General features: G+C 44.5%; 20 protein-coding genes, 2 pseudogenes and 1 riboswitch. Of the genes and pseudogenes, 9 read left to right on the top strand and 13 right to left on the bottom strand.

The annotated features are described in order from the left end of the window. Positions 1 to 136: 136 nt before the first annotated feature. The 4 genes from DESDI_RS04370 to DESDI_RS04355 all read right to left on the bottom strand — a co-directional run bounded on the left by DESDI_RS04370 (position 137) and on the right by DESDI_RS04355 (position 3,947). The gene (locus DESDI_RS04370) at positions 137 to 1,033 is read right to left on the bottom strand and encodes an SHOCT domain-containing protein (RefSeq protein WP_015261427.1); all 897 of its coding nucleotides are present in this window, start codon (positions 1,031 to 1,033) and stop codon (positions 137 to 139) included. Positions 1,034 to 1,059: 26 nt separating this feature from the next. Beyond that, entirely contained in the window at positions 1,060 to 2,760 is a 1,701-nt protein-coding gene (locus tag DESDI_RS04365) for a DUF2207 family protein (protein ID WP_015261426.1), read from the bottom strand. 8 nt (positions 2,761 to 2,768) lie between these two features. Continuing rightward, the gene (locus tag DESDI_RS04360; RefSeq protein ID WP_051015703.1) at positions 2,769 to 3,266 is read right to left on the bottom strand and encodes a LemA family protein; all 498 of its coding nucleotides are present in this window, start codon (positions 3,264 to 3,266) and stop codon (positions 2,769 to 2,771) included. Between the two features lie 150 nt (positions 3,267 to 3,416). Then, positions 3,417 to 3,947: a hypothetical protein gene (locus DESDI_RS04355; RefSeq protein ID WP_015261424.1), complete on the bottom strand. Its 531-nt coding sequence runs from the start codon at positions 3,945 to 3,947 to the stop codon at positions 3,417 to 3,419. A gap of 193 nt (positions 3,948 to 4,140) precedes the next feature. Here DESDI_RS04355 and DESDI_RS04350 point away from each other — a divergent pair, with 193 nt between their 5' ends. Next, positions 4,141 to 4,869, top strand: coding sequence for a LytR/AlgR family response regulator transcription factor (locus DESDI_RS04350; protein ID WP_015261423.1), 729 nt, complete (start codon positions 4,141 to 4,143; stop codon positions 4,867 to 4,869). Positions 4,870 to 5,024: 155 nt separating this feature from the next. Here the strand turns inward: DESDI_RS04350 and DESDI_RS04345 are convergent, their stop codons facing one another. Further along, the gene (locus DESDI_RS04345; protein ID WP_015261422.1) at positions 5,025 to 6,392 is read right to left on the bottom strand and encodes a PFL family protein; all 1,368 of its coding nucleotides are present in this window, start codon (positions 6,390 to 6,392) and stop codon (positions 5,025 to 5,027) included. Positions 6,393 to 6,404: 12 nt separating this feature from the next. Next, positions 6,405 to 6,704, bottom strand: coding sequence for an ACT domain-containing protein (locus DESDI_RS04340; RefSeq protein ID WP_015261421.1), 300 nt, complete (start codon positions 6,702 to 6,704; stop codon positions 6,405 to 6,407). Between the two features lie 145 nt (positions 6,705 to 6,849). Further along, positions 6,850 to 6,944, bottom strand: a riboswitch (glycine riboswitch). Positions 6,945 to 7,170: 226 nt separating this feature from the next. Between DESDI_RS04340 and DESDI_RS04335 the strand changes: the two genes are divergently transcribed. Next, on the top strand, positions 7,171 to 7,758 hold the full coding sequence (locus tag DESDI_RS04335; protein ID WP_015261420.1) for a flavodoxin family protein: 588 nt from the start codon (positions 7,171 to 7,173) through the stop codon (positions 7,756 to 7,758). Positions 7,759 to 7,854: 96 nt separating this feature from the next. After that, positions 7,855 to 9,117: an IS1380-like element ISEcp1 family transposase gene (locus DESDI_RS04330; protein WP_000608644.1), complete on the top strand. Its 1,263-nt coding sequence runs from the start codon at positions 7,855 to 7,857 to the stop codon at positions 9,115 to 9,117. Positions 9,118 to 9,324: 207 nt separating this feature from the next. Here DESDI_RS04330 and DESDI_RS04325 read toward each other — a convergent pair. After that, a pseudogene (locus DESDI_RS04325) lies at positions 9,325 to 9,945 on the bottom strand (nickel-dependent hydrogenase large subunit); the annotation flags it as partial. Positions 9,946 to 10,000: 55 nt separating this feature from the next. Next, on the bottom strand, positions 10,001 to 11,128 hold the full coding sequence (locus DESDI_RS04320; RefSeq protein WP_015261419.1) for a hydrogenase small subunit: 1,128 nt from the start codon (positions 11,126 to 11,128) through the stop codon (positions 10,001 to 10,003). A gap of 162 nt (positions 11,129 to 11,290) precedes the next feature. On the opposite strand from DESDI_RS04320, the pseudogene DESDI_RS17805 reads away from it, so the two are divergent. Beyond that, positions 11,291 to 11,446, top strand: a pseudogene (locus DESDI_RS17805) (flavodoxin family protein); the annotation flags it as partial. A gap of 116 nt (positions 11,447 to 11,562) precedes the next feature. Here DESDI_RS17805 and DESDI_RS04310 read toward each other — a convergent pair. Beyond that, entirely contained in the window at positions 11,563 to 12,351 is a 789-nt protein-coding gene (locus DESDI_RS04310; RefSeq protein WP_015261418.1) for an SDR family NAD(P)-dependent oxidoreductase, read from the bottom strand. A gap of 119 nt (positions 12,352 to 12,470) precedes the next feature. Next, positions 12,471 to 14,081, bottom strand: coding sequence for a DUF5301 domain-containing protein (locus DESDI_RS04305; protein ID WP_015261417.1), 1,611 nt, complete (start codon positions 14,079 to 14,081; stop codon positions 12,471 to 12,473). 362 nt (positions 14,082 to 14,443) lie between these two features. Here DESDI_RS04305 and DESDI_RS04300 point away from each other — a divergent pair, with 362 nt between their 5' ends. From DESDI_RS04300 to DESDI_RS04290, 3 genes are read left to right on the top strand one after another with little or no spacing between them, the layout of a single operon-like run. Next, positions 14,444 to 15,058, top strand: a complete 615-nt coding sequence (locus tag DESDI_RS04300; RefSeq protein ID WP_015261416.1) for a TetR/AcrR family transcriptional regulator — start codon at positions 14,444 to 14,446, stop codon at positions 15,056 to 15,058. Positions 15,059 to 15,071: 13 nt separating this feature from the next. Then, a complete protein-coding gene (locus DESDI_RS04295) occupies positions 15,072 to 17,753 on the top strand; it encodes a phosphoenolpyruvate synthase (protein ID WP_015261415.1) in 2,682 nt (893 codons plus the stop codon). 12 nt (positions 17,754 to 17,765) lie between these two features. Then, positions 17,766 to 19,106, top strand: coding sequence for an MFS transporter (locus tag DESDI_RS04290; protein WP_041219260.1), 1,341 nt, complete (start codon positions 17,766 to 17,768; stop codon positions 19,104 to 19,106). 113 nt (positions 19,107 to 19,219) lie between these two features. On the opposite strand, the gene DESDI_RS04285 is transcribed toward DESDI_RS04290, so the two are convergent. Further along, positions 19,220 to 19,855: a hypothetical protein gene (locus DESDI_RS04285; RefSeq protein ID WP_015261413.1), complete on the bottom strand. Its 636-nt coding sequence runs from the start codon at positions 19,853 to 19,855 to the stop codon at positions 19,220 to 19,222. A gap of 240 nt (positions 19,856 to 20,095) precedes the next feature. Here DESDI_RS04285 and DESDI_RS04280 point away from each other — a divergent pair, with 240 nt between their 5' ends. Continuing rightward, positions 20,096 to 20,563: a hypothetical protein gene (locus tag DESDI_RS04280; protein WP_015261412.1), complete on the top strand. Its 468-nt coding sequence runs from the start codon at positions 20,096 to 20,098 to the stop codon at positions 20,561 to 20,563. Positions 20,564 to 20,725: 162 nt separating this feature from the next. Here the strand turns inward: DESDI_RS04280 and DESDI_RS04275 are convergent, their stop codons facing one another. Together DESDI_RS04275 and DESDI_RS04270 are read right to left on the bottom strand one after the other, a co-directional pair. Continuing rightward, entirely contained in the window at positions 20,726 to 21,910 is a 1,185-nt protein-coding gene (locus DESDI_RS04275) for a M20 metallopeptidase family protein (RefSeq protein ID WP_015261411.1), read from the bottom strand. Positions 21,911 to 22,018: 108 nt separating this feature from the next. After that, positions 22,019 to 22,951 (bottom strand): DUF2275 domain-containing protein, encoded by a 933-nt coding sequence (locus DESDI_RS04270; protein ID WP_015261410.1) that lies wholly within the window; start codon positions 22,949 to 22,951, stop codon positions 22,019 to 22,021. 301 nt (positions 22,952 to 23,252) lie between these two features. Between DESDI_RS04270 and carB the strand changes: the two genes are divergently transcribed. Continuing rightward, positions 23,253 to 26,498 (top strand): carbamoyl-phosphate synthase large subunit, encoded by a 3,246-nt coding sequence (gene carB, locus DESDI_RS04265; RefSeq protein WP_015261409.1) that lies wholly within the window; start codon positions 23,253 to 23,255, stop codon positions 26,496 to 26,498. Positions 26,499 to 26,541 lie beyond the last annotated feature (43 nt).

Genomic DNA, 26,541 nt, shown 5'->3' with positions numbered 1-26,541 from the left:
TCACTTATTCATCCTTTTTTGTTTATCCTCACTACACGCTGGTGAAGATCTACCCGTCAATGGTCTCAAAGGTGACTGGGGCATCCTCCCAATCTACGCTGCTTAAGTTATTAACTATAGAGTCAAGCTTTAATAACTAGATTCCTAAGAGCTGTTTTTTCTTAGCTGCAAACTCCTCCTCTGTGATAAGACCTTCTTCCAGCAAGCCTTTAAAGCGTCTAATCTCTTCGATGCTGTCCACCGGCCTTTCCGCTGCCATTGCCTGTTGTAAAGGATTAACCCAACCCACAAGCATTTCCTCCGCATCCGGGAAAGCAATATGCATCAAGGAGCCAGCTAGCTCTTCTAACTTAGCCGCAGTCTGATCATACTCACGCATAAAGGAGTTCGCATCGGGGTGGGTATTGTTGAAATCCGGGCCACTTACTTTAAATTCGATAGTCTGCCAATAAGGATGCTCCAGCTTCAGCTCAATGTGAAATTCTTCAAAGGGCTCAGGCATATCCATTCTTGGGCGATAGCTATTTTTGTTATCTTCATCCCGATCAAGCTGATTAGCTACCTGCGCTGTCATTCTAACCATAGCCAACTGAGGAGCTAGAGCGGCAACACGGTCAGGCACACTGCTCGTATAACGCTTTAATCCAGCAGAAGATCCTTCAAAAAGAGTCTCCTGATCCTCTTTAATCGTAAAAGACTTGAGATGGCTACCTGCAAAAACCATCTTGTCAGGTTCTCCACTCATACAAAAAAGCTTATTATAAAAATCAAAGATAACTTTTTCACAGAAAAACCCAAAATCGAGATCTTTTGATATCACAAAGTTGTCGCGCAGTACCTGGTTTTCCTCCAAATACACAAAATGCTCTTTGATACTTTGAAGGGTCAAATTATCCTGCAAGCTGGGCTCCATATCGATTCTATCGTTACAATCACTGCAAAGGGGCTGTTCTTCAATCACTCTGGCAAAAATCCTCGGGGTTGCCCCCCCACAAATTCCGCAAGGGTTTTTCTTGGATGAAAATAATCCCATAGTAAATGCCTCCCTTTAAAAATTCGTTACCTTGTTCCACCGCCACGACCACCGCCTATTGAGCCTCCACCGCCTCCCAAGGATGAAAACCCACCACTACCCTTGCTACGGGCTGCCTGGGCTCGTCTTTCTTCAGCTTGAAGCATGTGAGTTACCAACAGATGACTATAGGCATAAGATGTCTTTAAGTTTTGGCTGTATTGCTCCACTTCTCGCCCCAGCTGCGGATAGACTTCCTGCATCTGTTCCGCAACCTTGTCCGCAATGCCAAAGAGCAAGGCATAGGATAAGAGCTCTTGCCAGATAGGCATTGTTTCCACTCCCCGCTCGGCCACCAAGGAAAAATCCTCCAGATACTGCTTAAAGCCCACTAGCTCGCCTAACTCTTTTTCGCCACTAGGAGTTAGATGCTTTAGTTTTAAAGGCGGCTCCCAGCTTGTCAGGCATTGCCTTTCCTGCAAATACTTAAGTCCCCCTGCATTCGATTGATCAAGATAATTTCGTAGCAAGGTATCATTTCTTTCAGCAAACCTTGGCAATTCCTTTGGCTGTAAAATTCCATCAGACCCTGCTGCTCCTTCTAAAACTGTATACAAATACTCATCATATTCGTTCATCTCTTTGTGGTTACTGCCTTTAAGCTCTAAGCTAACAATTTCCTTTGTCTTGCCCATAAATCCCACTTCTTCCAGCCGGACAGGGGCTAAACAACCCAATTGAATCAAGCGCAGCATTCCCGTCCCCAAGATAGCGCCCTCCTCACAAAGCTCAAACAATCTGCCCAAGGCGTAAGTTGCTTGAACATTGCCGCTGTTGGGAACCTCGCGAAAATATCCCCAGCGCTGCCCGAACTCTTGCATCTTCTTAGCTGCACTGCGCTTTCTTAGCTTGCTAATCAGCAGGATAAGGGCCAGCGGGATCCCAATAGAGAGCGCTACCGTTAAAAATACTGCTAGCGCTGAGACTTCCTCCCCTGAGCCTTCATCGTCATAATCGCTATCTTGAAAGGCTTGCTCTCTGACCTCTGCGAAGCTAACACTCTCCGTTCTTGAGGGATTCAGAAGACCCTTCTCAAGGCTCAGCATGACTGTCACATGGTTGTATTCAGTAAGCGGTTTTTCTGTATAGGCTCTAATGGCCCCATCTTCAAAAAGCACCTGTCCCTCATAACCAAAAGCCCAGATGTCACTGCCTTCATCCTTGAGAGGTGTTCCATCAGCTAAGCGTATGTCTACTTTCACATCCGTGGGAGTCGTATTCATACCCTTGTTGGCAAAGCGAAAATTCACTCCATCGAGATCGGTATAGCTACCAATGACATTTTTCAGCCGATACTCAATCGCATAACGGTTGGTGCCGTACTCGCTAAGTCCGAAGCAGATCTCATAACCTTCCTCCGTGTAGTTGAGCCCACATTTGGAGGCTTTCTCCGCAAAGCCGGCCTCCAGATCCCAAGGCTCCACAACCTGATAGACACCATTGTGGTCAGCCACTCTTAAGTCACTGATCTGCAGATAATCGGGAGCAGCCATAGGAATGTAGATTTCGGTTCCTTCGTCAAAGTCACCCTCCCAGACCTGGGTAATATACATTGAACCATCGTCATAGATGACTGCCTCAATATCTATGGTGCGGACATGGTTTTGAGCATAAGTCGGCTTAGGGCCAATAGTTAACAGCAAAACAACTAGCAAAATTCCGCAGCTATATCTCATCATTGTTTTCATAGCAGACCTCATTTCATGCTCGGCATAACCGTCTTGCCTTCCTGCTCCTGCAGGTAATCTCTTTGCCGAAAGCCCAACATACCGGCGATGAGCAACACAGGAAACATGCGGATCTCGCGATTCAGCTTTGTCACACTATCGTTATAAATAAGACGGCTGTTGCGCACCAGGTTTTCATATGTATTGACAGCATCCATTGTCTCAGCATAGGTTTCGTTAGCTTTAAGCTCTGGGTACTGCTCAGCCACCATGGCAATCCTGCCTAACGCTTCCGCTATGATCCCCTCCTGGCGTAAGACCTCGTTCGGGGTTGATTTGGCAGTAATGACACTACGACGGGACTTAATCGTCTCGATTAGAGTTTCACTTTCATGCTTGGCATAGCCCTTCGTTAAATCCAGCAGGGCCGTCAGAGCATCAAAGCGTGAGGATAGCTGAACCCCTATCTGACTCATGGCATTATTGATGTTCTCATCTAACACTACTAATCTACGCTGTGTGGACATAACCCATAAAACAACCAGAACGACAGCAACACCTAAAATAATCAATGTAGTTGGCAAAGCAAATCACTCCTCAATCATAAAATAAAAGAGCAGGCTGAAAGTATACTATCTATCTATCTATCTGTCTGCTCTTAGTTAAAAGTTCAAAATTTATTTCTCCAACCGGTCAAGGAATTCACCTAATTTTTTATCATATTCGGCCATTAATTCAGCCACTTGAACCAGCTTGGATTCATCATTTTCTACACCCGCTTCATAGCTTAAACGTTCCCCATCAGCTAAGGCTCTAATCGAAGCAGTTAGAAGGGCAACATGCTCCTTATAATACTCCGTCTTCCACTGCGCTTTTTCCGCAGTCTCCAGCAGGGCTTGTGCATGATCAGCCAACTGCTTCGTGGCTTCTAACAGGGCACTTTCTTCAGCTTGGCCATCGATTACCTTTTGACGCAGAGCTGCGAATTCCGGTCCCATGTTTTGGTGTTCGACGATACCTTCCATTAGTTCTTGGAGCTGAGCATAATCTGCATTAGCCAACGCTTGCACCTGGGCCACCTGGTCCGCAGGCACTTCGTTTGTAGGTGGATTGCTAGCTGGCGCAGAAGCCGGAGCCTCATCTCCTCCACAGCCTATAAGACTTAAAGACATAACCGCTATCATAAGGACTACTAATAACTTTTTCATTGATCAATCTCCTCTTCTCATAAATTTCCTTGGCGTAAATACCTTGTTATCAGCATAGCAAAATAAACTTCCTAAAACTGTTGAGGGCGTGAAATGTAGTTTTTTCGTCCTGAAAGTTTGACCAAGATTCAAACTATTCTCTGTTATTATGATAAAATATACTTGGGTTATATTAACACTAGGAGGCATCGTAGTGCTAAAGATTGCTATTTGTGATGATGATGTACAAGAGCTTACTCGTCTTACTAATCTAATGAAAAAATATCAAGCTGAGAAGAAAGCCACTATGAAATATGTGACTTTCTCCAATGCCATAGAACTTTTAGAAACCATGCGTAAAGGTATCTATGATGTCCTACTACTTGACATACTAATGCCTGGAGTAAATGGTATGGAGGCAGCTCATGAAATTAGGCGATTTGACAGTGAGGTAAGAATTATCTTCTTGACATCTTCACCTGAATTTGCAATTGAAAGCTATGCTGTCGATGCTTATTACTATTTACTCAAACCCTGTGCCCCAGAAAAGCTCTACCCTGTTCTGGATAGCCTTTTTCTGGATTCACATAAAGAAGAGGCTGCCTTAAATATTAAGACAGCCTCGGGAGTGATGCGTATACCCTTTAGTAGGCTAGAGTTTTTAGAAGTCATCAATAAGAAGCTATATTTTCACATCAATGATGGCAGTGTAAAAGAAATCTATGGTTCGCTCTCCGACTTTGAGCCTGAGCTACTGAGCCGTGAAGAGTTCGTTAAAGTGCACCGTTCGTGTATCGTAAATATGTGCTGTATACAGGAAATAAACGGCAGAGAACTTATTACATATGCTCATCAAAGCGCTCCTATATCAAGGCTACTTTACGGAAAAGTAAGAGAAGCTTATATGCAATATTTGTTTGTGGAAAAAGGGATCCAACCATAACTTCTCCTACTCATAAACTGTCACCTTTTTCTCTTATCTTAGTGTCCAGTTTATCATACCATTTCCAACCTCCAATTGTTGGGTATGTCTAACAATTGGGTGCAGTTCATCAAAGCTGCTTGTTCCTTTTTCTATATCTGCTATGTCCTCTTCACTTAATTCGACAGACTCGTGATCGGCGCCGGAATTCTGCCCCCGCGGCGGATAAAGTCACGGGAGGAAAAGGGATTAAGCCTAATGACCGGAGCTCCTCCCAACAGTCCACCAAATTCTACCCGCTCGCCGACCTTTTTGCCGATGGCGGGAATGACCCGCACCGCGGTTGTCTTCTTATTAATCATCCCAATAGCTGCTTCATCGGCTATAATACCGGCAATCGTCTCCGGCTCGACATCCCCGGGAATCGCAATCATATCCAAGCCCACGGAGCAGACACAAGTCATAGCCTCCAGCTTTTCAATGCTTAAAGCCCCCTCCTCTACCGCGCGAATCATGCCCGCATCTTCCGAGACAGGAATAAAGGCTCCGCTCAACCCTCCCACATGGGAGGAGGCCATGGCGCCACCCTTTTTCACGGCGTCATTGAGCAAGGCCAAGGCAGCGGTGGTTCCATGAGCTCCGCAGCGCTCCAGTCCCATATTCTCTAGAATTTCTGCCACACTATCCCCTACAGCTGGGGTAGGAGCTAAGGAAAGATCCACAATCCCAAAGGGTACATTAAGAACCTTGGAAGCCTCGCGACCGATGAGTTCACCCATGCGCGTAATCTTAAAGGCTGTGCGTTTAATCAGGTTGGCTATTTCCCCTAAATCCGCTTCCGGACTTTTCTTGACTGCATGGGCCACCACCCCGGGGCCACTAACCCCTACGTTGATCACCGTCTCCGGCTCACCTACCCCATGAAAGGCTCCAGCCATAAAGGGGTTATCTTCCGGCGCATTGCAGAAGACAACCAACTTGGCAGCGGCAATACCATCTTGGTCTGCAGTGCGTCGAGCGCATTCGAGGATGACTTCTCCCATGGTTAAAACCGCATCCATATTGATCCCGGTTTTCGTAGAACCGATATTTACCGAGGAGCAAACTCGTTTTGTTTCTGCTAAGGCTTGCGGAATCGCCGCGATGAGAGCCCGATCTCCTTTGGTTAATCCCTTTTGGACTAAGGCTGAAAAGCCTCCCAGAAAGTTGATTCCCACTACCTCTGCCGCTCGGTCCAGTGCCTTAGCTAAACGCACCATTTCTTCCGGGTTAAAGCTTGAACCGAGAAGAGCGATCGGGGTTACGGAAACCCGCTTGTTGACGATGGGAATTCCATAGCGAGCAGATAGACTTTCACCTACACTGACGAGATGCTCCGCTTGCTGAGTGATTTTATCATAGATCTTTTGTTCCACACGCTGAACATCATCTCCGGCACAATCCAACAAGCTAATACCCATAGTGATCGTACGGATATCGAGGTTCTCATTCTCAACCATCTCGATGGTTTGAAGTATTTCGTGGGGAGCGATATGCATTTTCATCCTTTTACCCCCTTAAACTCGATGCATGAATTCAAAAATATCTTCATGCTGAACATTGACTTTTAACCCACGGGGTTCTCCCTCACTCTGCAGCTGCTTGGTGAGATCCCCTAAAGATACGGACGCTTGGGCGACATCCACAATCATAATCATGGTGAAAAATCCCTGGAGGATCGTTTGGCTGAGATCTAAGACATTGATGGATTTTTCAGCTAAACGTCCGGTCAGCCAAGCGATAATGCCAATCTGATCCTTACCGAGAATGGAGATAATCACTCGGTTGGAAGTTTCTTTAGTACTTTCTAAGCTCATTTCCTTTACCCCTTTTCTTCTTGATTTTCTATCGTTCCCATTTTGAGCAATAAAAAAGAGTCAACTAAAAGTTTGACTCTGGTGAGCAAAGAGAATTCATTTAAGCGGCAACATCTAATGCAAGAATCGTAGCCAAAAGCGCCCAAATCTTTTCTCTGTCCTTTTGCCTGAGAGATTGGACAGTATCTTCTACTGTCTTGCCCCTTCGGCGTCCTTACGGAACTCTCCAGAGTTCTGTCCATTTCCAGTTTACCATCGGTTTTACACCCATGCACTCCTGAGAACTTCATCCAGTCCTATTTACTTATATCGTATTATAAACACAATCACTAAAAAAATGCAAACCCAGAACTGATCTCATAATCTTCACAGTTAATTGTTAGCTAGTGAAAAATAAGTACAATCAAAAACGCAGCTGTTATAATGAAGTTATAGATAATAACTAATAAATTGGAGTTGATAAAAAATGAACGTCATCGCGGTAAATGGTAGTCCACGAAAAAAGTGGAATACTGCAACACTCTTACAAGAAGCGCTCAAGGGAGCTCAATCAGTCGGTGCGGAGACCGAATTGGTTCATCTTTATGACTTAAACTTCAAAGGCTGTATCAGTTGCTTTATATGTAAACAGAGGAACACTAAGTATCTCGGCCATTGCGCCTTAAAAGATGATCTTACCCCTCTCTTAGAGAAAATCCTCATAAGTGATGTCCTGTTGCTGGGTTCCCCAATCTACTTCGGCAATGTTACCGGAGAAATGCGCTCTTTTTTAGAACGGTTGTATTTCTCTAACCTAAGCTATAATGAAGGCCAACGTAGCGTATTTCAAGGCAAGATAGCTTCAGGATTTATCTATACAATGAATCTCCCGGAAAGCAATTCACAGCAGATGGGTTACGAATTCTTATATAATGGCAACGCGCGCAGTCTAGAACTCCTAAATGGACCTACAGAATATCTACTTCCTAGATTCTACGTCAGTACTTCAAAAAGCATAATCAAAGCCTTGATAAATATGCGTTCCTTCGAAATTCAGCTTTCACCCATTGGGTGAAAGAAAAGTGCTCAAAAATATGTTAAATTATCAGCTTTTATGACTCGATATATGGTAAAATAATAGTAAGAAAAGTAGTAAAAAGGGGTTCTAATTATGATTAATAAAATTGATTTCAAAGCTAAGAATCTAACATCAAATGCAGGTCTTTTTCTGCTCCTTGAGAATGCAAAAAGCAATGGGATTTTTGATTTTATTGAAAATGACCTCGTATTTGATAATGACTCAACAAATAAAATCAAGATGAATCATATAAAGACCATGCTCTGCGGTCACTTCATTGGCATTGATAAGTTAGAACGTCTAAAGCTACTTCAAAATGATCCCCTCGTCAACGAGTTTGATATTTCCGTAAAAGAACCTGAAACAGTGTCACGGTTTCTAGGAAACTTCAACTTCAAGACAACCCAAATGTTTAGAGACATTAATTTTAAAGTCTTTAAAAAACTGCTCACTAAAAGTAAATTGACATCCATTACGATTGATATTGATAGTAGTGTAATTAACGTAGAAGGTCATCAAGAAGGTGCGTCAAAAGGATATAATCCTAAGAAACTGGGAAACCGATGCTACAATATCCAATTTGCATTTTGCGACGAATTAAAAGCATATGTTACCGGATTTGTAAGAAGTGGCAATACTTACACTGCAAACGGTGCTGCGGAAATGATCAAAGAAATTGTTGCTAACATCAAATCAGACGATTTAGAAATTTTATTTCGAATGGATAGTGGCTACTTTGATGAAAAAATTATCGAAACGATAGAATCTCTTGGATGCAAATATTTAATTAAAGCCAAAAGTTATTCTACACTCACCTCACAAGCAACGAATTCATCAATTGTATTCGTTAAAGGAGAAGAAGGTAGAGAAACTACAGAACTGTATACAAAATTAGTTAAATGGGAAAAAGACAGAAGATTTGTCGTATCTCGCGTACTGAAACCAGAAAAAGAAAGAGCACAATTATCACTTTTAGAAGGTTCCGAATACGACTACTTTTTCTTTGTAACAAATACTACCTTGCTTTCTGAAAAAGTAGTTATATACTATGAAAAGCGTGGTAATGCTGAAAACTATATCAAAGAAGCCAAATACGACATGGCGGTGGGTCATCTCTTGCTAAAGTCATTTTGGGCGAATGAAGCCGTGTTTCAAATGATGATGCTTTCATATAACCTATTTTTGTTGTTCAAGTTTGATTCCTTGGACTCTTCAGAATACAGACAGCAAATAAAGACCTTTCGTTTGAAGTATGTATTTCTTGCAGCAAAAATAATCAAAACCGCAAGATATGTAATCATGAAGTTGTCGGAAAACTATCCGTACAAGGGAGTGTATGAAAAATGTCTGGTATAATAAGAATATCATCAATAAAATTGAGTGTTGCTCTGTGGATAACTTGCAGAGTTTATTAAGTATCATTGCAGCAAAGATGAAATCAATGATTTATCAAAAATGATTGAAAGGTGGTTGTAAATAATGTTACAATGTGTGAGAAGCAGTCTAAATTCTTCGTGAAATAGTGATTTTTGAAGCTAATAAAAAACACACGTGGAATTTAGGTACATTATTAATAAACTCGAGGATAGTGATAAGATAACCGCGATAGCGGTTGATTTTATCGGCATCCACGTGCATGGTACACCCTCCGGGTACAATCCCGTGCCCATGGGGAGCCTTGCCCCCGAAAACTCCGAACGCCGCATGTGCATACCGAGAAACTTCGATGGCTTGGAAATAATGATCAGTCATACGTTGATCTTCTTGGGGAGTAAGGCGAATATCTCCCTCCAAATGAGGTAGGAAGGGGGGGATGTCGGGGCCTTTGAAATAATCAGGCATGCTCAGAAGGTAGAAATGACGGAGATGATTCTGCAGGAAATCACTACCCATAATAAGATTGCGGAGGACCAATCCGTTCGGTGGAACGGCCATCCCCAGGGCTTGCTCCACTGCATAAGACGCCGCCACCCCATGAACTGAGGAGCAGATGCCGCAGATGCGCTGCGTATAATAAGGCATATCAAAAGCGGATCGACCTTCGAGAATTTGCTCAAAGCCTCGGTAGAGGGTATCCGCGATCAAGGCGTCTTGGATCACTCCGTTTTCTAGATGGGCCTCTACCAACATCGGATTGTGGATTCGGGTAAACGGAAAAACAACCTTCTTCTCCAGTAAGCTCACTCCTCGTTCACTTGTAAAATCAACCGCCCATGTCGATTGGCGGCATCACTTTTGGTCATTGCTGAGATTTCTTGGGCCGATAGGTATGATACGTCTTGGCTTTCTTCAGCTGGATCTTTTTCTTCACCTGGTTCGTCGATTGAATTAGATTCCGATGAAGACGTCCTTTATAAAGTGAGCTTAGAAAATGTCCGCCAATCCCTAGGGTAGCTAAGCCTAAGACCCCTCTACCGATTCGATCGGTTGTTTCGCGGGTTCCTCCGGGGAAGGTGATGTCGGAAAAATGATTGGTAAAAGGCTCCATAAGATCAGGAAACCCGGGCTCGGTGCAGCCGATGCAGGGAGAGTTACAGCCGATTGGCCAGTTGTAGCGGTCGTTCCAGCGACGGATAGGGCAGTCGGCATAGGTGACGGGTCCTTTGCAGCCTACGCGGTAAAGACATTCCTTCTGACCGATATCTGTAGCAAAGATACCTTGGTCGTAGTAACGACGTCGCGGGCAGTTGTTATGAATGGTTTCTCCGTAAAACATTTTGGGACGGCCGAATTTTTCTAGTTCAGGCTCCCCATATAGAGCCAAATGCAGAAGGGTACCCATAATCCAATCCGGATGGGCAGGGCAACCGGAGACATTGATAATTCGGCGTTCGGGGAGGATCGTTTGTGTACCGGTACTCTGGGACGGGTTAGGATACCCAGAGGCAGGCCCCCCATAAGTAGCACAATTACCTATGGCCACGATATATTTAGCTTTTAAACCCAGCCTACGAACCAGGTCCAGGCCTGTGACCATTTGGCCGTTTTCGAGGCCGGCGTAATTATAATGACCATTATCTCTACGCGCGATAGATCCTTGGACAATAAGTATGAATTCATGGGCTAGAGTTTCTTCCATATCCAATAAGACCTTATAGGCTGACTCCCCTTGGGTTTGCATCATGGTCCAGTCATAACGCCATTCAGTGATGTTGGTAAAAATATCGGATAGTGTCGGTGTCCAAATATTATCTAAAGAGATACTATCTCCGGTACAGGTTCCCGTCTCTACCATCAGAATGGGTAGCTTCTTTTTAATATCTCCTTGAGCTAAGGCTTTTTCTAATTCGGGGGTTACTAAGCTGATAAAGTTGCCAAGAATGGCTCCTTTGACGACCAGCTTAAGAAATTCTCGACGGTTCAGCACATCATAACCCTCCTTAAAGGAATATTTTCCCCCAAAGAAGGGCTAATCATTCAAAAAACAAGAAGTGGAGTTATGAAAAATCATAACTCCACTTCTTGTTTGGGTAACGAAGTAGACTGGTCACAAATTCCTGCGTCCAGGAATTTATTACGCAACATCAGGGTACTTTCTACAGATACCTACCAATTTGATGACTATACAAAATATGAGGCCTCAAGGTTCGATGCGAAGCATAAGGCTCAAGTTAGACAGGAGCAGTTTCCGCAGGAATGCCAAAAAGCCTTCGAGCTAGGGGCAAGATTAGCTAATCCCATCTAAGGAGTCCCATTTACTCAAGATCTTGGCCTCCCTAAAAATAAAATGGCTTCATAGTCCAGATGAACTCTTATCAACTTAGAATGTAAAAATACGCCCATCAACGGGCGTATTTTTTGTTAGATCAATTCACGCTTATTAAAAGAAGCCGTTGCAAAACGTTGCATAGCCTTCATTTTGGTCAACCACACGATATGGGCGTCATTCTTTGTATTCTGAAGCATCTGTGGAACAAAGAAGGCCGCGACGGTCTCTGGCTTATCGCCAAGAATATTAAATATCTTCCTGAATTTCTGATCCTCAATCACGGGTGACTTTTCACCGTCCGGGGTTTTAGTAATAAAATCTGTTAGCATCATGCCCGGGGAAAGGCGTCCCACTAATACAGGCTTACCCTCAAGCTCTTTGGCCAGCCCCCTCGTAAAATAGGTCAAAGCACGTTTAGAAGTACCATAAAGAATTGTTTTAACTTGTATCATATCGTTAGAACCGAGACCCTCCATATTCCATAGCTGTCCGCTCCCCTGAGACAACATGTTACTCACTGCAACTTGAGAGCCATAAATCATGCCTTTGATGTTAGTGTCTATCACTGCATCGACATAGTTTGGTTCCGTATCATAAGCAAATTCATGGGGGACGTTTTGTCCAGCGTTGTTAATCCAGTAATCTACTCGCCCCCATTTTTTGACCGATTCCTGCCAAAGGTTTTCTAGTTCTTCTTTTGCCCTTACATTGCAGGGGACGTACAACACCTTATCGGTGAACTCAGCCAGTTCTTGCTTGGCACGTTCAAAGGACTTGTCACTTCTCCCAGAGATAGTGACATTGCATCCTGATTTCAAAAACTCTTTTGCCATGCATAGTCCCACACCCCTAGTACTTCCGGTTATAACTACGGTTTTCATACTCAGCATTCCCTCCGGTCCAATTTGAATTAACTTAATCGAATCTAATCGAATATCTTTATCTTGGTTATTTAAAAACTTTGAAATCCTATCTTTTTAACTATTCCCCACGCGCTGCCTCATGGCTTAACAATGAGCGGATTCTGAACTCCATATTTCTGCAAATGCTTAAGCAGGTTTTCTCTCTGCAGCTTATGGAGATCCTCATAATCCCCATAATGATTAATAATATCATCGGCGAGTCCGGGGATTTCTTTACCTGATACAGGGGTAGTGCAATATTGGCGAATCGAAGGGAGCCATTCAGAACCATCCTTGGCCTGCTCATAGCTGACCAATTGATAGTTTCCCGCCTCACTCCTTTCAAAGGTAATGGCCGAGGGAATAATGCCTCCACTTACTTCCCGAATAGAAGCAGCATTAGCAGTAGTATTCATTATGTAGGTTGCACTGTAGGTAGTCACAAAAACTTTCAGGAAATCCCCTTCCTCAATACTCTTAAATATTTTCGGTGCAACTACTGTGAAGCCTCTTTGTGGCTGGGAATAGTGAGCTGTTTCAGTAGTATAGACGAGCTTTTCCAACTCATCTTTGCCGTCATAAGAATAATCCGGGAGCTTGATTGGCTCTTGCTTAGAAAAGGCAGTATACCACTCTTCAGGAGAAAGCGATTCATCAATTATGGTATTTCTCGCCCCTAAAATATCTTTGCAAAGGCGCATCATGATCTGTCCCCTTAGCCCTTCTGCATTCCCTTGCTCGAATTGATAGAGCATATATTGCAAAGCCTCTTCGCCACCGAATTTCAGGATAGTTTCGTATTCATCCTCATGGGCCCGGATGTAATCCTGTGGATTGGAGGAGCTTAGCGGCGAGGAGATAATGGCATTAAGGCTATGCTCTATATCAAAAGAGGTAGTTTCTTTCGGCTTAATTCCAGCCTCCGTAAAAATGTTAAAGATTGCTTGGGCTGTCCCTGAACTGATTCTATTGATCCTTTGATAAGGTCTTTCAATAAAATAGTTCTTCCCGTCCTTGGTATAAACGAAATAAGTCTGAGAAGGTTCCTGACCTAACAGATCCACCCGGATATATTCATCGACAGTAGGTGCGTCGTTCACGCTGGAATATTTCATAGCAAGGAGATTTTCCTCTCCTTGTGCTAATAGCACCGCCATCTCCATTATTGAACTGTCGGTAATGGTAACGGGAGTAGCCGGTTCCCCTTTTTTCCACTCAGTAAGGGTCAAGCTTTGCACTTTTGGATAGCCGAGCAACGCTACTTCTTGGATAACTCGGAAATCTTCCTTTGGAATGGCATAGTAACGATATTGATCCCCGGATTGGATCATGGCCAGAGCTGGTTCCGCTTCATAAAAGCGAATCTCGTTATCAGTATTCACACGAATTGTTATGGAGGGGGTGAGTTCATATGGCGAAAAGACCCTTTTTTTCTTCCATTCATCTGTCGCCGAATGAAGCCATCTTCCTAACTCCAGACTGGACACAACAATAGGATAAGGGTAGCCCGCTTCGTCAATCTGTACTCCTTCTCCTTGCACAAGGAGGGTGGCCAGATTATCCGGATTGAGGAAGGATAGATCCGGTTCCTTTTTAACAGGGTTAGCTATTAAAGCGAACACTATACCACCTATGGTAATGATCAAAGCAATCGCGATCCAAAAAGCAGGCTTCTTATAATTAAGAATATTTGCCCTATCCGAACTCATTTCCTCGCCTCCTCGATCATCTTCTTCATTTGCTCAGCCTCCTGTCTAGACAGCTTCTTATCTTTAAGAAAGGTGGCTAAAAAAGCTGGCAGAGAATTATCAAAGGATTTTCCAAAAACAAACTTTTGAGAATTCCGTATCTTTGCCTATTTACAGACCATCTAAAAGGTTTACTACAATATACTCAATTAAGTTTATCGCAGTAAACCTACACTGGTCAACTAAACTTCCCTACCCCGACATCCTATTGCTAATAATATTGTACTACAGTATAATATTATCCATGAGGTCATTATTGTACTATAGTTAGGCTATCGTTAGGCTATCTTAATCTTGAGTATTTTTTGCGAGGTGATTGAGTTATGACTATGCCAATGAATCGAAGAGAGCGTAAAAAAGAAGAGACAAGACTGAATATCATCGACTGTTCCATCGAGCTTTTTAGGGCAAAAGGGTTTCAAGAAACATCCATGGAGGAAATCGCCACAAAAACGGACATCGCTAAAGGCACTCTCTATAATTACTTTGAAAATAAGGAGTCCATACTTAGCGCCTACGTACAATCCTCTATTATGGATTTCGGAGAAGAGCTGGAATCTCTCCTTAAAGATCATTCAGGAATCGAGGCAAGACTACGACTATTGCTAGATTTTAGACATGATTTTTTTGGTAAAGATCCCGAACTAACCGCTATCTATTTAAGCTACCGCATGCAGAATCTTTTCAACGGTCCTACCAGCCCCTTTGAACATCCTGAACGCAGTGGTTTAGAAAAGGTCATATTAAAAATCCTCTTAGAAGCCCAAAAGAACAAGGAAATTCGCGACGATATGCCTGTCACAGTTCTCGCCAGGAGCTTCCAACTCATAACCGTCAATTATTTTATATCTTGTCAGTTTTCCCAAGAATCCGCTGAGCTCGAACACTTAAGAGAACAACTCATTACACTATTTCTTAATGGAGCCAAGCAAAACTAAAGGAGGCAAGACTATGGAGAAACGATATACCCTATTCTTTGATGAGATTGACCAAAAGGACCTCCCTCTTGTGGGTGGTAAAGGAGCCAATCTTGGGGAAATGACCAAGGCTGGGTTCCCGATACCTTATGGTTTCTGCGTCACTACGAAAAGTTATCAAGAGTTTCTTTCCCTTAACCACTTACAGAGCTTTATTACTGAAGGGATTAAGGATGCCAGCCCTGATACTATTAGCCAAGTCGGTGAGACCCTCCGCAGGAAACTAAGCGACTCAGAAATACCTGAGCAGGTCAAAGGCTCCATACTGCAAGCCATGAATCATACAGGTCCAGATACCTATTATGCTGTAAGGTCCAGTGCTACAGCTGAGGATTTAGCTTTTGCATCCTTTGCCGGCCAGCAGGACACCTATCTCAATGTTAAAGGCGAAGCCGCCCTCCTCGAGGCAATTCGCAACTGTTGGGCTTCCCTCTTTACAGACCGGGCTATTCTCTACCGAATCCAAAATAATATCGCCCATGAAATGGTGCTTATGTCTGTCGTCGTCCAGAGGATGGTCCTCCCCGAAGCATCGGGAATCCTCTTCACAGCCGATCCCGTATCTGGGCACAGAGGAATCATCTCTATTGATGCCGGATATGGTCTAGGAGAAGCCCTCGTATCAGGTCTTGTCTCCCCGGATATTTATAAATTCAATAAAAAGTCTAGAGAAATCGAAAATATAACCATCGCTGAGAAAAAAATAGCTATTATACCCCTTGCGGGAGGGGGTACCCAAAAGGTAGAGCTTAGCGGAGAAAAGGCAACCAGCCAAGTTCTCGATGATTCCCTTATTCAAACCCTAGCCGAGTTGGGGATGAATATCGAAAGTCACTATGGCTGCCCCCAAGATATTGAGTGGTGCCTAAGTTCGGAGATTTCTGCCACAGGAGAAACCGTACCGACTCTTAGCATTGTCCAAAGCCGCGCGATTACTTCCCTCTTCCCCCTTCCCGCCCCCTTGCCTCAGGACGATGCTCTACATGCTTATTTTTCCTTTAATCATCTTCAGGTGATGACCGACCCAATCTCCCCCTTGGGCATTGATATGCTTAGGATGATTGCTTCATTTGACAAAGGAGCTCGGTGCCCCGAAGATTATCGAGTCATGACATCGGCGGCGGGAAGAATCTATATTGATATCAGTGAGCTTCTAGCTCATAAAACCATCGGGAAATCCTTCTCTCGCTTCTTAGTTAATGCCGATGCCTTGATGGCAGCCTCCTTGAGTGAGCTCATGAACAGACCCGACTTTGCTACTCGAATCAAAAAGAATGAGCATACCGTAAAATCAGTGAGAGGATTCATTAAGCCCATTGCCATCAAAGCACTGAAGAACCTAACCTATAAAAAGCCAGAAGGCACTGTTGAATTTGTGGGCGATTATATTGACAAGCGAGTCAGACAAATCAAGGAAGAAGTCAACAAGGCTAAACCGGGTATTGAGAGACTGGAGGCTATCTATAATTCAGCTCGCTTTACCTCTGATTTTCAAGTTCTTTTGCCCAAAATGGCACCGGCTATGTTAGGATTTAAAGCCTTGGAAACTCTGGAAGAAAAGTTTCTAGGAGGACATAAGTATGCCCAATCAATTGTTACCGGACTGGAAGGGAATATCACCACGGAAATGGGACTTTTGGTAGGAGACTTAGCCGATTTCGTTCGTGAGTCGCCGGAGCTAATCCGTGAATTAGAAAACGAAGACTACGACACCTTATTCGCTCGCCTTGACAATCTACCCGGCCATGCGGGATTCAAGAAAGCCTTCCACAGCTTCATGACCAAATACGATATGCGAGCAGCTGGTGAAATCGATATGGCTAAGGACCGCTGGATCGAAAATCCGGAACCCTTAGTCAGATCCATCCTATCCACCGCGAAAACCGCCCAAGCAGGAGCTCACCGTCTAGAATACAAGGACACGATCATGAAAGCAAAGCTGGCCGCCGAGGACCTGATCAAGGAAGTCGAGACAAAACACGGAAAACTAAAGGCTAAAGTCATTCGTAGGGTCGTCAGGGTTGTCCGCAACTACTTACCCATCCGTGAACATCCGAAATATTTGATCATGAAACTGATCCTGATTTGCAAGAAGGCCTTTTTAGAAGAAGCTAAAATCCTGGTAGCTCAAGGACATCTCGTTACAGAAAAGGATATCTTCTATGTGGGCTTTTGGGAGCTCCACAAAGCAATTCAAGAAAACTCCAGCCTCCTAGAGCTTGTCAAAAAAAGAAAAGAAGAATACCAACATTATATAAGGCTCAGTGCCCCACGCCTCTTAACCAGCGACGGAGAGGGAATTAAGGGAAGTTATCAGCGGGCTAACCTACCAGAAGATGCTTTAGTGGGCATGCCGGTGTCCTCCGGGGTGATCGAAGGCATCGCCCGAGTGATTACCGACCCCACGAAAGCCAGCCTAAACAAAGGAGAAATCCTAGTAGCTCCTTTTACCGATCCCGGTTGGACACCTCTCTTCATCAATGCGGCTGGTCTGGTTATGGAAGTGGGCGGCCTCTTAACACATGGCACCGTAGTAGCCCGGGAATATGGGATTCCCGCCGTTGTCGGCATAACTGATGCCACTAAGCGCATCGAAACCGGACAAAAAATTCGGGTCGATGGGAATGCAGGTTTCGTGTTAGTGCTGGAAGAATAGGGGGGGTGTCCTATTCACGCTTTCGTAGGCCTACTCTTCGGCATGTTTGCCATTGGAGTTATGCAGTTAATCCTAGCCACGGCTATGCCCTTCATTGTTCAGGAAATCGGTGGCAGCGAGTTATATAGCTGGGTCTTTTCCAGTTATATGCTGGCCTCGATTGCTGCGATTCCTCTGTTCTCTAAGCTTGCTGACATCTATGGCAAAAGAAGATTCTATATTCTGGGCATGATGGTCTTTGCCTTAGGTAGTTTATACGGAGCCTTAGCCTCTACCATGCCTCATTTAATTGGAGCAAGAGTTATTCAAGGCTTCGGAGCCGGTATCATTACTCCCGTGTCGATGGCTATGGTCACGGATATGTTCCCACCGGAAAAGCGCGGGAATATGATTGGGATGTTCAGTTTCGTCCAACTTCTGGCCAATCTACTCAGTCCACCTCTCGGCAGCTTTATTACAAAAGAGCTGGGCTGGACTTGGATTTTCTTATTGAACTTAGGGATGGTATTTTTCTCGGTTACCTTGGTTGCCTTGGCAAGAGGAACACAGAAAAGCAAGCTTGATCTGAAGCTCAAAGAAGTCGATATCTTCGGCGGTTTACTTTTCGGGGGATTTTGCCTTCTAGCTGTTCTATTATCCAATAAAGTGAGCGCACAAGCTGGTGAAAGTAGCTTAAGCCTTTTAAACAGCGGGTCTTTCCTGCTTCTTGCCGCTTGGATCCTTGCCGGAGTTTTACTTTTCTATAATGAAAAGAGACAAAAGAATCCTATTATTAAAACAGAATTCTTTAAAGTCAAAATCCTGCGTCGCTCGCTTATTAGTGCAGTTTTGGCCGGGGCGATCATGTACGGCTTAGTTACTATCCTTCCTCTCTGTGGGGTCATTCTTAATCAACTGGGTTACCAACTGAATGAAAGCAGAGTTCTTCTCTTTTTCATGGTCGGTATTACTTTAGGACTTCTCGCCGGTAGCCGCTTGAGCAAGCTAAGATTGAGCCAAGCCCCTCGCTATCTGTGGGTAGCCTTGTCCCTAAGCTCGATTCTTCTTCTCTATTCCATTCAAGCCGAGAACATCATAGGTTTTAGCCTGTTCTCCATCATGACTGGCCTGAGCACCGGAGGCATCATGGCCACCTTTCTAATCAACTCCCAAAACGCGGTGCAAAGCGAAGACCGAACCGTCTTAAGTGGCCTGGTCCAACTAGGAAGATACTTTGGCGCCTCTGTCGGGATCACCTTATTAGTGGGCATGTTGCCGGAAGTCGGCGCAATCAGCGGAATCGACCAGTTTTTAGGGACATTCGTGGTATTAGTAGCACTATCCATCACGGGCCTAATCAACGAATTAATATAGTAACACTAAAAGGGAGCATGGATTACTTCTAAAGTAATCCATGCTCCTACGATTAGATGCGTTAAATCAGCATATTCCGTTATTCTAGTAAGTGGGACTGAGTCGATACAGAACTACTTTTTCTGAGGAAGAATACGCTTAATCCCAAAAGCCCCTGCGCCAAGGACGACAACAGCACCGATTCCATAGAGCAATGTGTTGGATGACGCGCTTTCTTCTGTTCCTTTATCGCCACTTTCAGAGGAGGTTATGCTTACGTCAGCAACAACCCCTCCAACAGGTGCAGAGAGAGGGGTATCCAATGCCGGTTCGGCTCCTCCGGAAGTTGCGGCTAAAGCGACTGCCAGTTGTCCTTCCACGACTTTGACCTTCTCTTTACCAAAAATACCATAAAGATATTCAGCACTTGCTTCGCTATAAGGTTCAATCCCGATCTCCACATAATCAGCCATCGGGCCGGTATGAGTTACAGAAAAGCCCTTTTCTGCAAACTCCCCGCGATGCTGTTCAAAAACAAACTGATCAATCTCTCTTTGTCGATTAAGCAGGTCTGCGGGAATATCTAAACCCGGGTAAGCAGGACTTGAAACCGCAGTATCTGGCGCAAGCATCGTGCTTGCAGCAGCTGGCTGAACTTGACCCGCAGCTTCAGCAGAAGTTTTATCATCACTAGCATAAACAGCTCCTGAAAAAGCTATAGTTAAGCACATTCCCAAAACCAATGACTTTGCAAATTTAAATTTAAGCAAATTGAATCCCTCCAGTTTTATTACCTATCAGCCATTATTAAGTTGTACAACTGGTATATTAGACGAGAGAGGATGTCTGATTCTGACGTTTTTCTCTATCCAATTCTTGCCTGCCTACCAGTAATGGTTCACCCTTCGCCTTTGCCGATAGGAGACCTTTTGGTTTGCAAAAAGATTTATTGTAGTAGTAGACAAGCTATGTTAGGATGTAAATAATAGGAATTCGAAGGAGCTGTCAAAATGGAAAACGAAGAATTTCAAAGACTGGTATTAAACGGTTTTAAAGAAATGAATGAACGTTTTAACAGCATCGATGAGCGCTTTCAAGGCATTGACGAACGTTTTAACAGCATCGACGAGCGCTTTCAAGGCATTGACGAACATTTTAACAGCATTGACGAGCGCTTTGAAGGCATTGACGAACGTTTTAACAGCATCGACGAGCGTTCTAAAGGCACTGATGCACGATTTGTCAGCATGGAAGAGCGATTTGATAAAATTGACTCCAAATTAAATGAACATGATTTACAATTTGCAGAAATCAAAAGCGAACTAGCTGATTTGAAGATTCTTTCCAGCCAGCATCATGAAGAGTTGGAGAAAGTCGCACTACAAGTGCAAAAGTCACTACAAACTACGGAGAAGCTAATTGAAATCGATGATGAGCACTTGGCTAAGCGTAGCTCTTTATTAAAACGAATCGAATAATCAGAAGCACAAATATACAATGAGACCTTTGCACAGTGAAAGATTATGTTTCTCTGTGCAAAGGTCTTTTTTTGAGCGGTGGCATGCAAAGTTAAACCTGAAAAAGCAACCCCATCCCCCTCCTGAGTAAACGCTAAATAACATAGGCAGAGAATGTCAAGTTTATGGTCCCTTACTTAAAAACTTGAGAGCAGTGTAGCTAAGCAAGGCAGCCCCAAGGGGCAATGCTCCTTCATCCAAGTCAAATTTCGGATGGTGAAGGGCGAAATTCGGTTGTCCGTGGAAGCCACCACCTAAATAGATATAAGCTGACGGAACAAGCTGGCTGAAGGATGCAAAATCATCGCCCAATAGAACGGGTGAAACCGCTAGAGTATTCTCTTTTCCCAGAATTTGCTCTCCTGCTTCCTTGATAAGCCCGATCATGATTTTGTCATTGATTAAGGTCTTTACTTCTGGTTTAAACTTTAAAGTGTAACCCGCCCCGTATGCCGAAGTGATGGAACGCAGGATATTCTCCATCATCTGGCCTGTGCGATTCATTAATTCATCCCCAAAGCACCGTACCGTCCCCTCGATGGAGACCTTTTCAGGGATAATATTGGATTTTTGTCCTCCATGAATCGATCCTAAGCTTAAGACAAAGGGCTCCATCGGATCAATTTGGGCTGAAGCTATGGTTTGAAGGGCCTGAATGCACTCAGCAGCCACCAAAATCGGATTAACCGAATGATGGGGCAAGGCACCATGTCCACCTTTTCCCAAAATTTCTATGGCAAAGAAAGCCACCGAGGCAAAGAAGGGACCCTCTTTATAGCCGATTTGACCTGTCGATAACCCTGGATTGACATGGAGCGCTATTGCTGCATCCACAGTTGGATTTTCTAGCACCCCTTCTCGAATCATCTCGTCTGCTCCCCCTATCGGAGATTCCTCACTAGGTTGGAAAATCAGCTTTATATTACCGGCAAAGGAATCCCTCATGCCGGAGAGTATCTCCGCGGTCCCTAAAACAACGGCTATATGGGCATCATGGCCACAAGCATGCATGACTCCTGACCTGGTAGAGCAAAACTCATGACCTGTCTCTTCTTGGATAGGTAATGCATCCATATCGGCACGAATGGCTAGGGTCTTCCCTGCTTCACTTCCTTTGAGAAGCCCGACGACCCCAGTTTTTCCGACATTCTCAGTGACCTCACACCCTAAAGCTCTAAGTTTATCCGCTATATAGTTTGCCGTTCTTTCTTCCTGCAATGCCAATTCCGGTTGTCTGTGCATATCCCGTCTTATGGTTATAAGCTTATCTTCAATGGATTGTGCCGACTTCATTATTTTTTCCAGCAATTCACTTCCCCCTTAGTCTGCCCGAGATTATTGCAAGCGAGATGAGTACTCGGTCATCTTTGTAGATTATGAGGGACACCGGGATAGGTTCATTGCCTCCCCCGTTTCTCACTGCGCTTTCAAAGTGACCCGCTCTTCTTCCCCCCCATTCCATCGAACCGAGAAATCACAGGTATCGTCCTCCTCCGGAACACGACCTGTGCCAAATCCGAACCACCCCCACCACAGGTTTGAGCCCCCATAGACACTTGTCTGTTCGTCATCAAAGTTGCCTTGTCGAAACCCATCATCCGATGTTAGAGAAGATGCCCCACCAGGCCATTCAAAACGGTAAGTGATATCTCGTATCTCTTCCGGGTTGCCCTTATAGCGGATCAAGGGCAATTCAGTGGAATTCGTTTGAGTACGTTTATACCCTTTTTCATCGGTCCACTGCTCTTCATAGGTCGATACAACTAATTTACCTTCCCAGTGCTCTCCCTCACCCTGAAGGACAAATTTCCTCCCTTGATTTAACTCGTAAAAGATCGTTTTCCCCACGGTTAAGGTGATAGGGGTTAGAATTTTAGTTTCGTTTTCCATATTTTCCAAGGTAATATTATAAACTAGGACCATCACCATATTTTTAGCCCCATAAGCTCTGCTCAGCTTCTGTGCCTTAATAAACGGATCACGAGAAAAGGGATCTTGGGAATTAGGATCTCCTCTTCCGGATAGTTCTTCTAAAGTAGTTCGCCTTTCCAAAGTAGAATTAAATTCGTAGATATACAACTGGCTAAGGCCATCATCAATATCATAGACTTTCGGTTCCACCCTCCCTAGTGCACACTCTTTGGGAGCTAAAGCCGGCTCTTTAGAGATCTTTAGTTCAAGCCCGGCCTTTTTTAGAACCATTAACACATCTTTCGTCTTAAAAGTTTCCTGATCTGTCAACACCATTCCTGCCTGATTGTTTACCATGCTAAATCCCATCGCACCCAAAGCAATAATTAACAGAGCCACAAAGGCGCCCATCCGCAAATATTTTTTCCATCTCTTCATCACTTTCCCGCCTCCCCTTCAGCAAACTTCTTGAAATCTACTGTCCAACCTGCTTCCAAGAATTTTGTCAAGACACTTTGGAATACTATCTTCTATATTCATTCTAGAGTACCCTCTTATGTTGTCAACAAAGAAAGTTAATCGATGACCGAAGGCAAGGCACTGCCTTAAATATAAATATTGCTAAAGCAATAAAAAAGTATTGTTATTTTTATACCTCTTAATGTATAATTATACAAAACTAAGTCTTAATCTTCCCTGAGAAATACCCCACTACTTAAATAAGGAGTTGATCATACACATGCCCAAAAGAAATGATATCCATAAGATTATGATTATCGGTTCAGGGCCGATTGTGATCGGACAAGCTGCAGAATTTGATTATTCAGGAACACAAGCCTGTAAAGCACTGAAGCAGCTAGGTTATGAAATCGTCTTAGTAAATTCCAACCCTGCCACGGTCATGACTGATCCTACCACGGCAGATGCTACGTATATTGAGCCTCTCAATGTCAAGAGAATAGCCGAGATTATTGAAAAAGAGCGTCCTGATGCTCTCCTACCTAATTTAGGTGGACAGACGGGTTTAAACCTCAGTTCTGAGCTAGCTAAGGAAGGGATTCTCGATCACTATGGGGTGCAAATCATTGGGGTTCAGTTAGACGCTATCGAGCGCGGTGAAGATCGCATCGCCTTTAAGCAAACCATGGAGAAGCTGGGCATTGACATGCCGAAGAGCAGTCCTGCTTACAGCGTCGAAGAAGCAGAAAAAATCGCGCAGGAGCTGGGTTACCCTGTAGTTGTGCGTCCAGCATATACCATGGGTGGTACCGGTGGCGGTTTAGTCTACAATGTGGAAGAGCTAAGAACCGTCAGCAACCGCGGTATTGCCGCCAGTATGATTGGGCAAATTCTGATTGAAGAATCTGTGCTGGGTTGGGAAGAGTTGGAGTTAGAAGTAGTTCGCGATGCCAAGAACCAAATGATTACGGTCTGCTTCATCGAAAACATTGACCCCGTCGGCGTTCACACGGGAGACTCCTTCTGTAGTGCACCGATGTTAACCATCAGCCAAGAGCTTCAAGAGCGCTTGCAAAAATATGCCTATTCCATCGTTGAAGCCATCGAAGTCATCGGTGGAACCAACGTTCAGTTTGCTCACAACCCAGCCACAGGGCGGGTCGTCATCATCGAAATCAATCCCCGAACCTCCAGGTCCTCAGCACTAGCCTCCAAAGCTACCGGATTTCCCATTGCCTTAATCTCCTCTCTGCTGGCTGCGGGACTCACTCTCGATGAAATACCCTACTGGCGCGCTGGGACTTTGGATAAATATACACCCTACGGCGATTATGTCGTGATTAAATTTGCTCGCTGGGCTTTTGAAAAGTTTAAAGGGGTAGAAGACAAACTCGGAACACAAATGCGCGCTGTTGGGGAAGTCATGAGTATCGGTAAAAACTATAAGGAAGCCCTACAGAAAGCGATCCGTTCCTTGGAGATCGGTCGCTACGGCTTAGGCTTCGCTAAGGATTTCCACAATAAAAGCTTAGGAGAGCTACTCGCTTTGCTGCAGGAGCCCTCCAGTGAACGACAATTTATTATGTATGAAGCCTTGCGCAAGGGGGCCAATCCCGAAGACTTAAGTCAAATAACCTATATTAAGCTCTGGTTTATCCAACAAATGAAAGAGCTCGTAGACTTGGAAGAAAAAATTCTTAATTATCAAGATCAAGAGCTTCCCGGTCACCTACTGTTGCAAGCCAAGAAGGATGGTTTTGCAGACCGCTATCTGGCTCAGATCTTACATGTGCCGGAAGCCAACATTAGAAAGCAACGTTTAGCCTTAGCCCTTCCTCAAGCTTGGGATAGCGTGCCGGTAAGCGGAGTGGAAAATGCCGCTTATTACTACTCCACCTATAACGGTCCCGACAAAGTAAGCACCAGCAACCGCGAAAAAGTTCTCATTTTAGGCGGTGGCCCTAACCGTATTGGTCAAGGGATCGAATTCGATTACTGCTGTGTCCACGCTGCTTTTGCCTTACGGGATTTAGGCTACGAGACCATCATGATCAACTGCAACCCGGAGACTGTTTCTACAGATTATGACACCTCGGATAAACTCTATTTTGAACCGCTTACCGTGGAAGACGTCTTAAGTATTTACGAAAAAGAGCAACCCCTCGGCGCAATCGTTCAGTTTGGCGGTCAAACCCCTCTAAATATAGCCACTCAATTACAGGATGCAGGGGTGAAAATACTGGGTACCCCTCCGGATGTGATTAATCTGGCCGAGGATCGGGATCAGTTCCGCAAAATGATGGAACAATTGGATATCCCTATGCCCCAAGCCGGTATGGCAGCTAACTTAGAGGAAGCACTGGAAGCAGCTGAATTCATTGGTTATCCCGTCATGGTCCGCCCTTCTTTTGTCCTAGGTGGGCGAGGAATGGAAGTTGTTTATGATAAGGAGCAACTTCAAGAATACGTAAGCGCAGCTGTTGACCTCACCTCAGAAAATCCGATTCTCATCGATAGATTTTTAGTCAATGCCATCGAAGCGGAAGCCGATGCGGTTTCCGACGGCAAGCTTGCTTGCGTCCCGGCTGTCATGGAGCATATTGAATTAGCAGGGATTCACTCCGGGGACTCCGCCTGCGTCATTCCACCCATCAGTATTCCGGAAAACCACCTAAAAACGATCGTCGACTACACCCAAAAAATCGCCCAAGAGCTTCACGTCATTGGGTTGATGAATATTCAATACGCCATAGCCGATGATAAAGTCTATGTACTGGAAGCCAATCCGCGCGCCTCCCGTACTGTGCCATTGGTTTCCAAGGTCTGCAACATTCCCATGGCCCGCTTAGCCACCGAGTTAGTGATGGCCGATTATGCAGGCATTGAAAACGATACGGTGACCAACTTTAAACCGCCCGTGCTTCAACACTTTGGGGTGAAAGAAGCGGTCTTCCCCTTCGACAAATTCCCAGAGGTCGATCCTCTGCTCGGACCGGAGATGCGTTCGACAGGAGAAGTCTTAGGCATGGCCGACTCCTTTGGTTTGGCTTATTATAAGGCTCAGGAAGCTACTCAATCCCCTCTTCCCTCAACAGGAACCGTGCTCATGAGTATTGCTGAGCAGGATCGTTCCCCCATCGTTGCCGAAACTGCCCAAGAGTTTCTGAAATTAGGGTTTACCATCAAAGCAACCCAAGGAACCCGTCAGTATCTGCAAGACCACGGCATCGACTCCGAATACATCTATAAGATTTATGAAGGCCGACCCCATATCCCTGATGAGATTATGAATGGCAAGATTCAATTGGTTATTAACACCCCCACCGGCAAGCGCAGTCTGCAGGACGATTCCTATATTCGCAAGACAGCTATTAAACACAAAATACCTTACATCACTACCACGGCTGCTGCCTTAGCTAGCGCCAAAGGAATTGCTGCACATCGCGAGGCTGCCAACACCAATGCCGTTGTGAAATCCTTGCAAGAATATCATGCTCAGTTGAATCCGACAGATAACGAAAAGTAAATAAGTGAATTAAAAGTGGCAGTGTGAAGCTTTGAGATTTCAC

The sequence above is a fragment of the Desulfitobacterium dichloroeliminans LMG P-21439 genome (assembly GCF_000243135.2).
In the GTDB taxonomy this organism is placed as follows: domain Bacteria; phylum Bacillota; class Desulfitobacteriia; order Desulfitobacteriales; family Desulfitobacteriaceae; genus Desulfitobacterium; species Desulfitobacterium dichloroeliminans.
The sequence above is the reverse complement of the archived record's forward strand: the minus strand, read 5'-3'. Positions and strand labels throughout refer to the sequence as shown.

Excerpts from the sequence above, each read along its gene's own strand:
- DESDI_RS04370 (WP_015261427.1), bottom strand. The coding sequence starts at position 1,033 with ATGGGATTATTTTCATCCAAGAAAAACCCTTGCGGAATTTGTGGGGGG.
- DESDI_RS04365 (WP_015261426.1), bottom strand. The coding sequence starts at position 2,760 with ATGAAAACAATGATGAGATATAGCTGCGGAATTTTGCTAGTTGTTTTG.
- DESDI_RS04360 (WP_051015703.1), bottom strand. The coding sequence starts at position 3,266 with ATGTCCACACAGCGTAGATTAGTAGTGTTAGATGAGAACATCAATAAT.
- DESDI_RS04355 (WP_015261424.1), bottom strand. The coding sequence starts at position 3,947 with ATGAAAAAGTTATTAGTAGTCCTTATGATAGCGGTTATGTCTTTAAGT.
- DESDI_RS04345 (WP_015261422.1), bottom strand. The coding sequence starts at position 6,392 with ATGAAAATGCATATCGCTCCCCACGAAATACTTCAAACCATCGAGATG.
- DESDI_RS04340 (WP_015261421.1), bottom strand. The coding sequence starts at position 6,704 with ATGAGCTTAGAAAGTACTAAAGAAACTTCCAACCGAGTGATTATCTCC.
- DESDI_RS04335 (WP_015261420.1), top strand. The coding sequence starts at position 7,171 with ATGAACGTCATCGCGGTAAATGGTAGTCCACGAAAAAAGTGGAATACT.
- DESDI_RS04330 (WP_000608644.1), top strand. The coding sequence starts at position 7,855 with ATGATTAATAAAATTGATTTCAAAGCTAAGAATCTAACATCAAATGCA.
- DESDI_RS04310 (WP_015261418.1), bottom strand. The coding sequence starts at position 12,351 with ATGAAAACCGTAGTTATAACCGGAAGTACTAGGGGTGTGGGACTATGC.
- DESDI_RS04305 (WP_015261417.1), bottom strand. The coding sequence starts at position 14,081 with ATGAGTTCGGATAGGGCAAATATTCTTAATTATAAGAAGCCTGCTTTT.
- DESDI_RS04300 (WP_015261416.1), top strand. The coding sequence starts at position 14,444 with ATGACTATGCCAATGAATCGAAGAGAGCGTAAAAAAGAAGAGACAAGA.
- DESDI_RS04295 (WP_015261415.1), top strand. The coding sequence starts at position 15,072 with ATGGAGAAACGATATACCCTATTCTTTGATGAGATTGACCAAAAGGAC.
- DESDI_RS04280 (WP_015261412.1), top strand. The coding sequence starts at position 20,096 with ATGGAAAACGAAGAATTTCAAAGACTGGTATTAAACGGTTTTAAAGAA.
- DESDI_RS04270 (WP_015261410.1), bottom strand. The coding sequence starts at position 22,951 with ATGAAGAGATGGAAAAAATATTTGCGGATGGGCGCCTTTGTGGCTCTG.
- carB (WP_015261409.1), top strand. The coding sequence starts at position 23,253 with ATGCCCAAAAGAAATGATATCCATAAGATTATGATTATCGGTTCAGGG.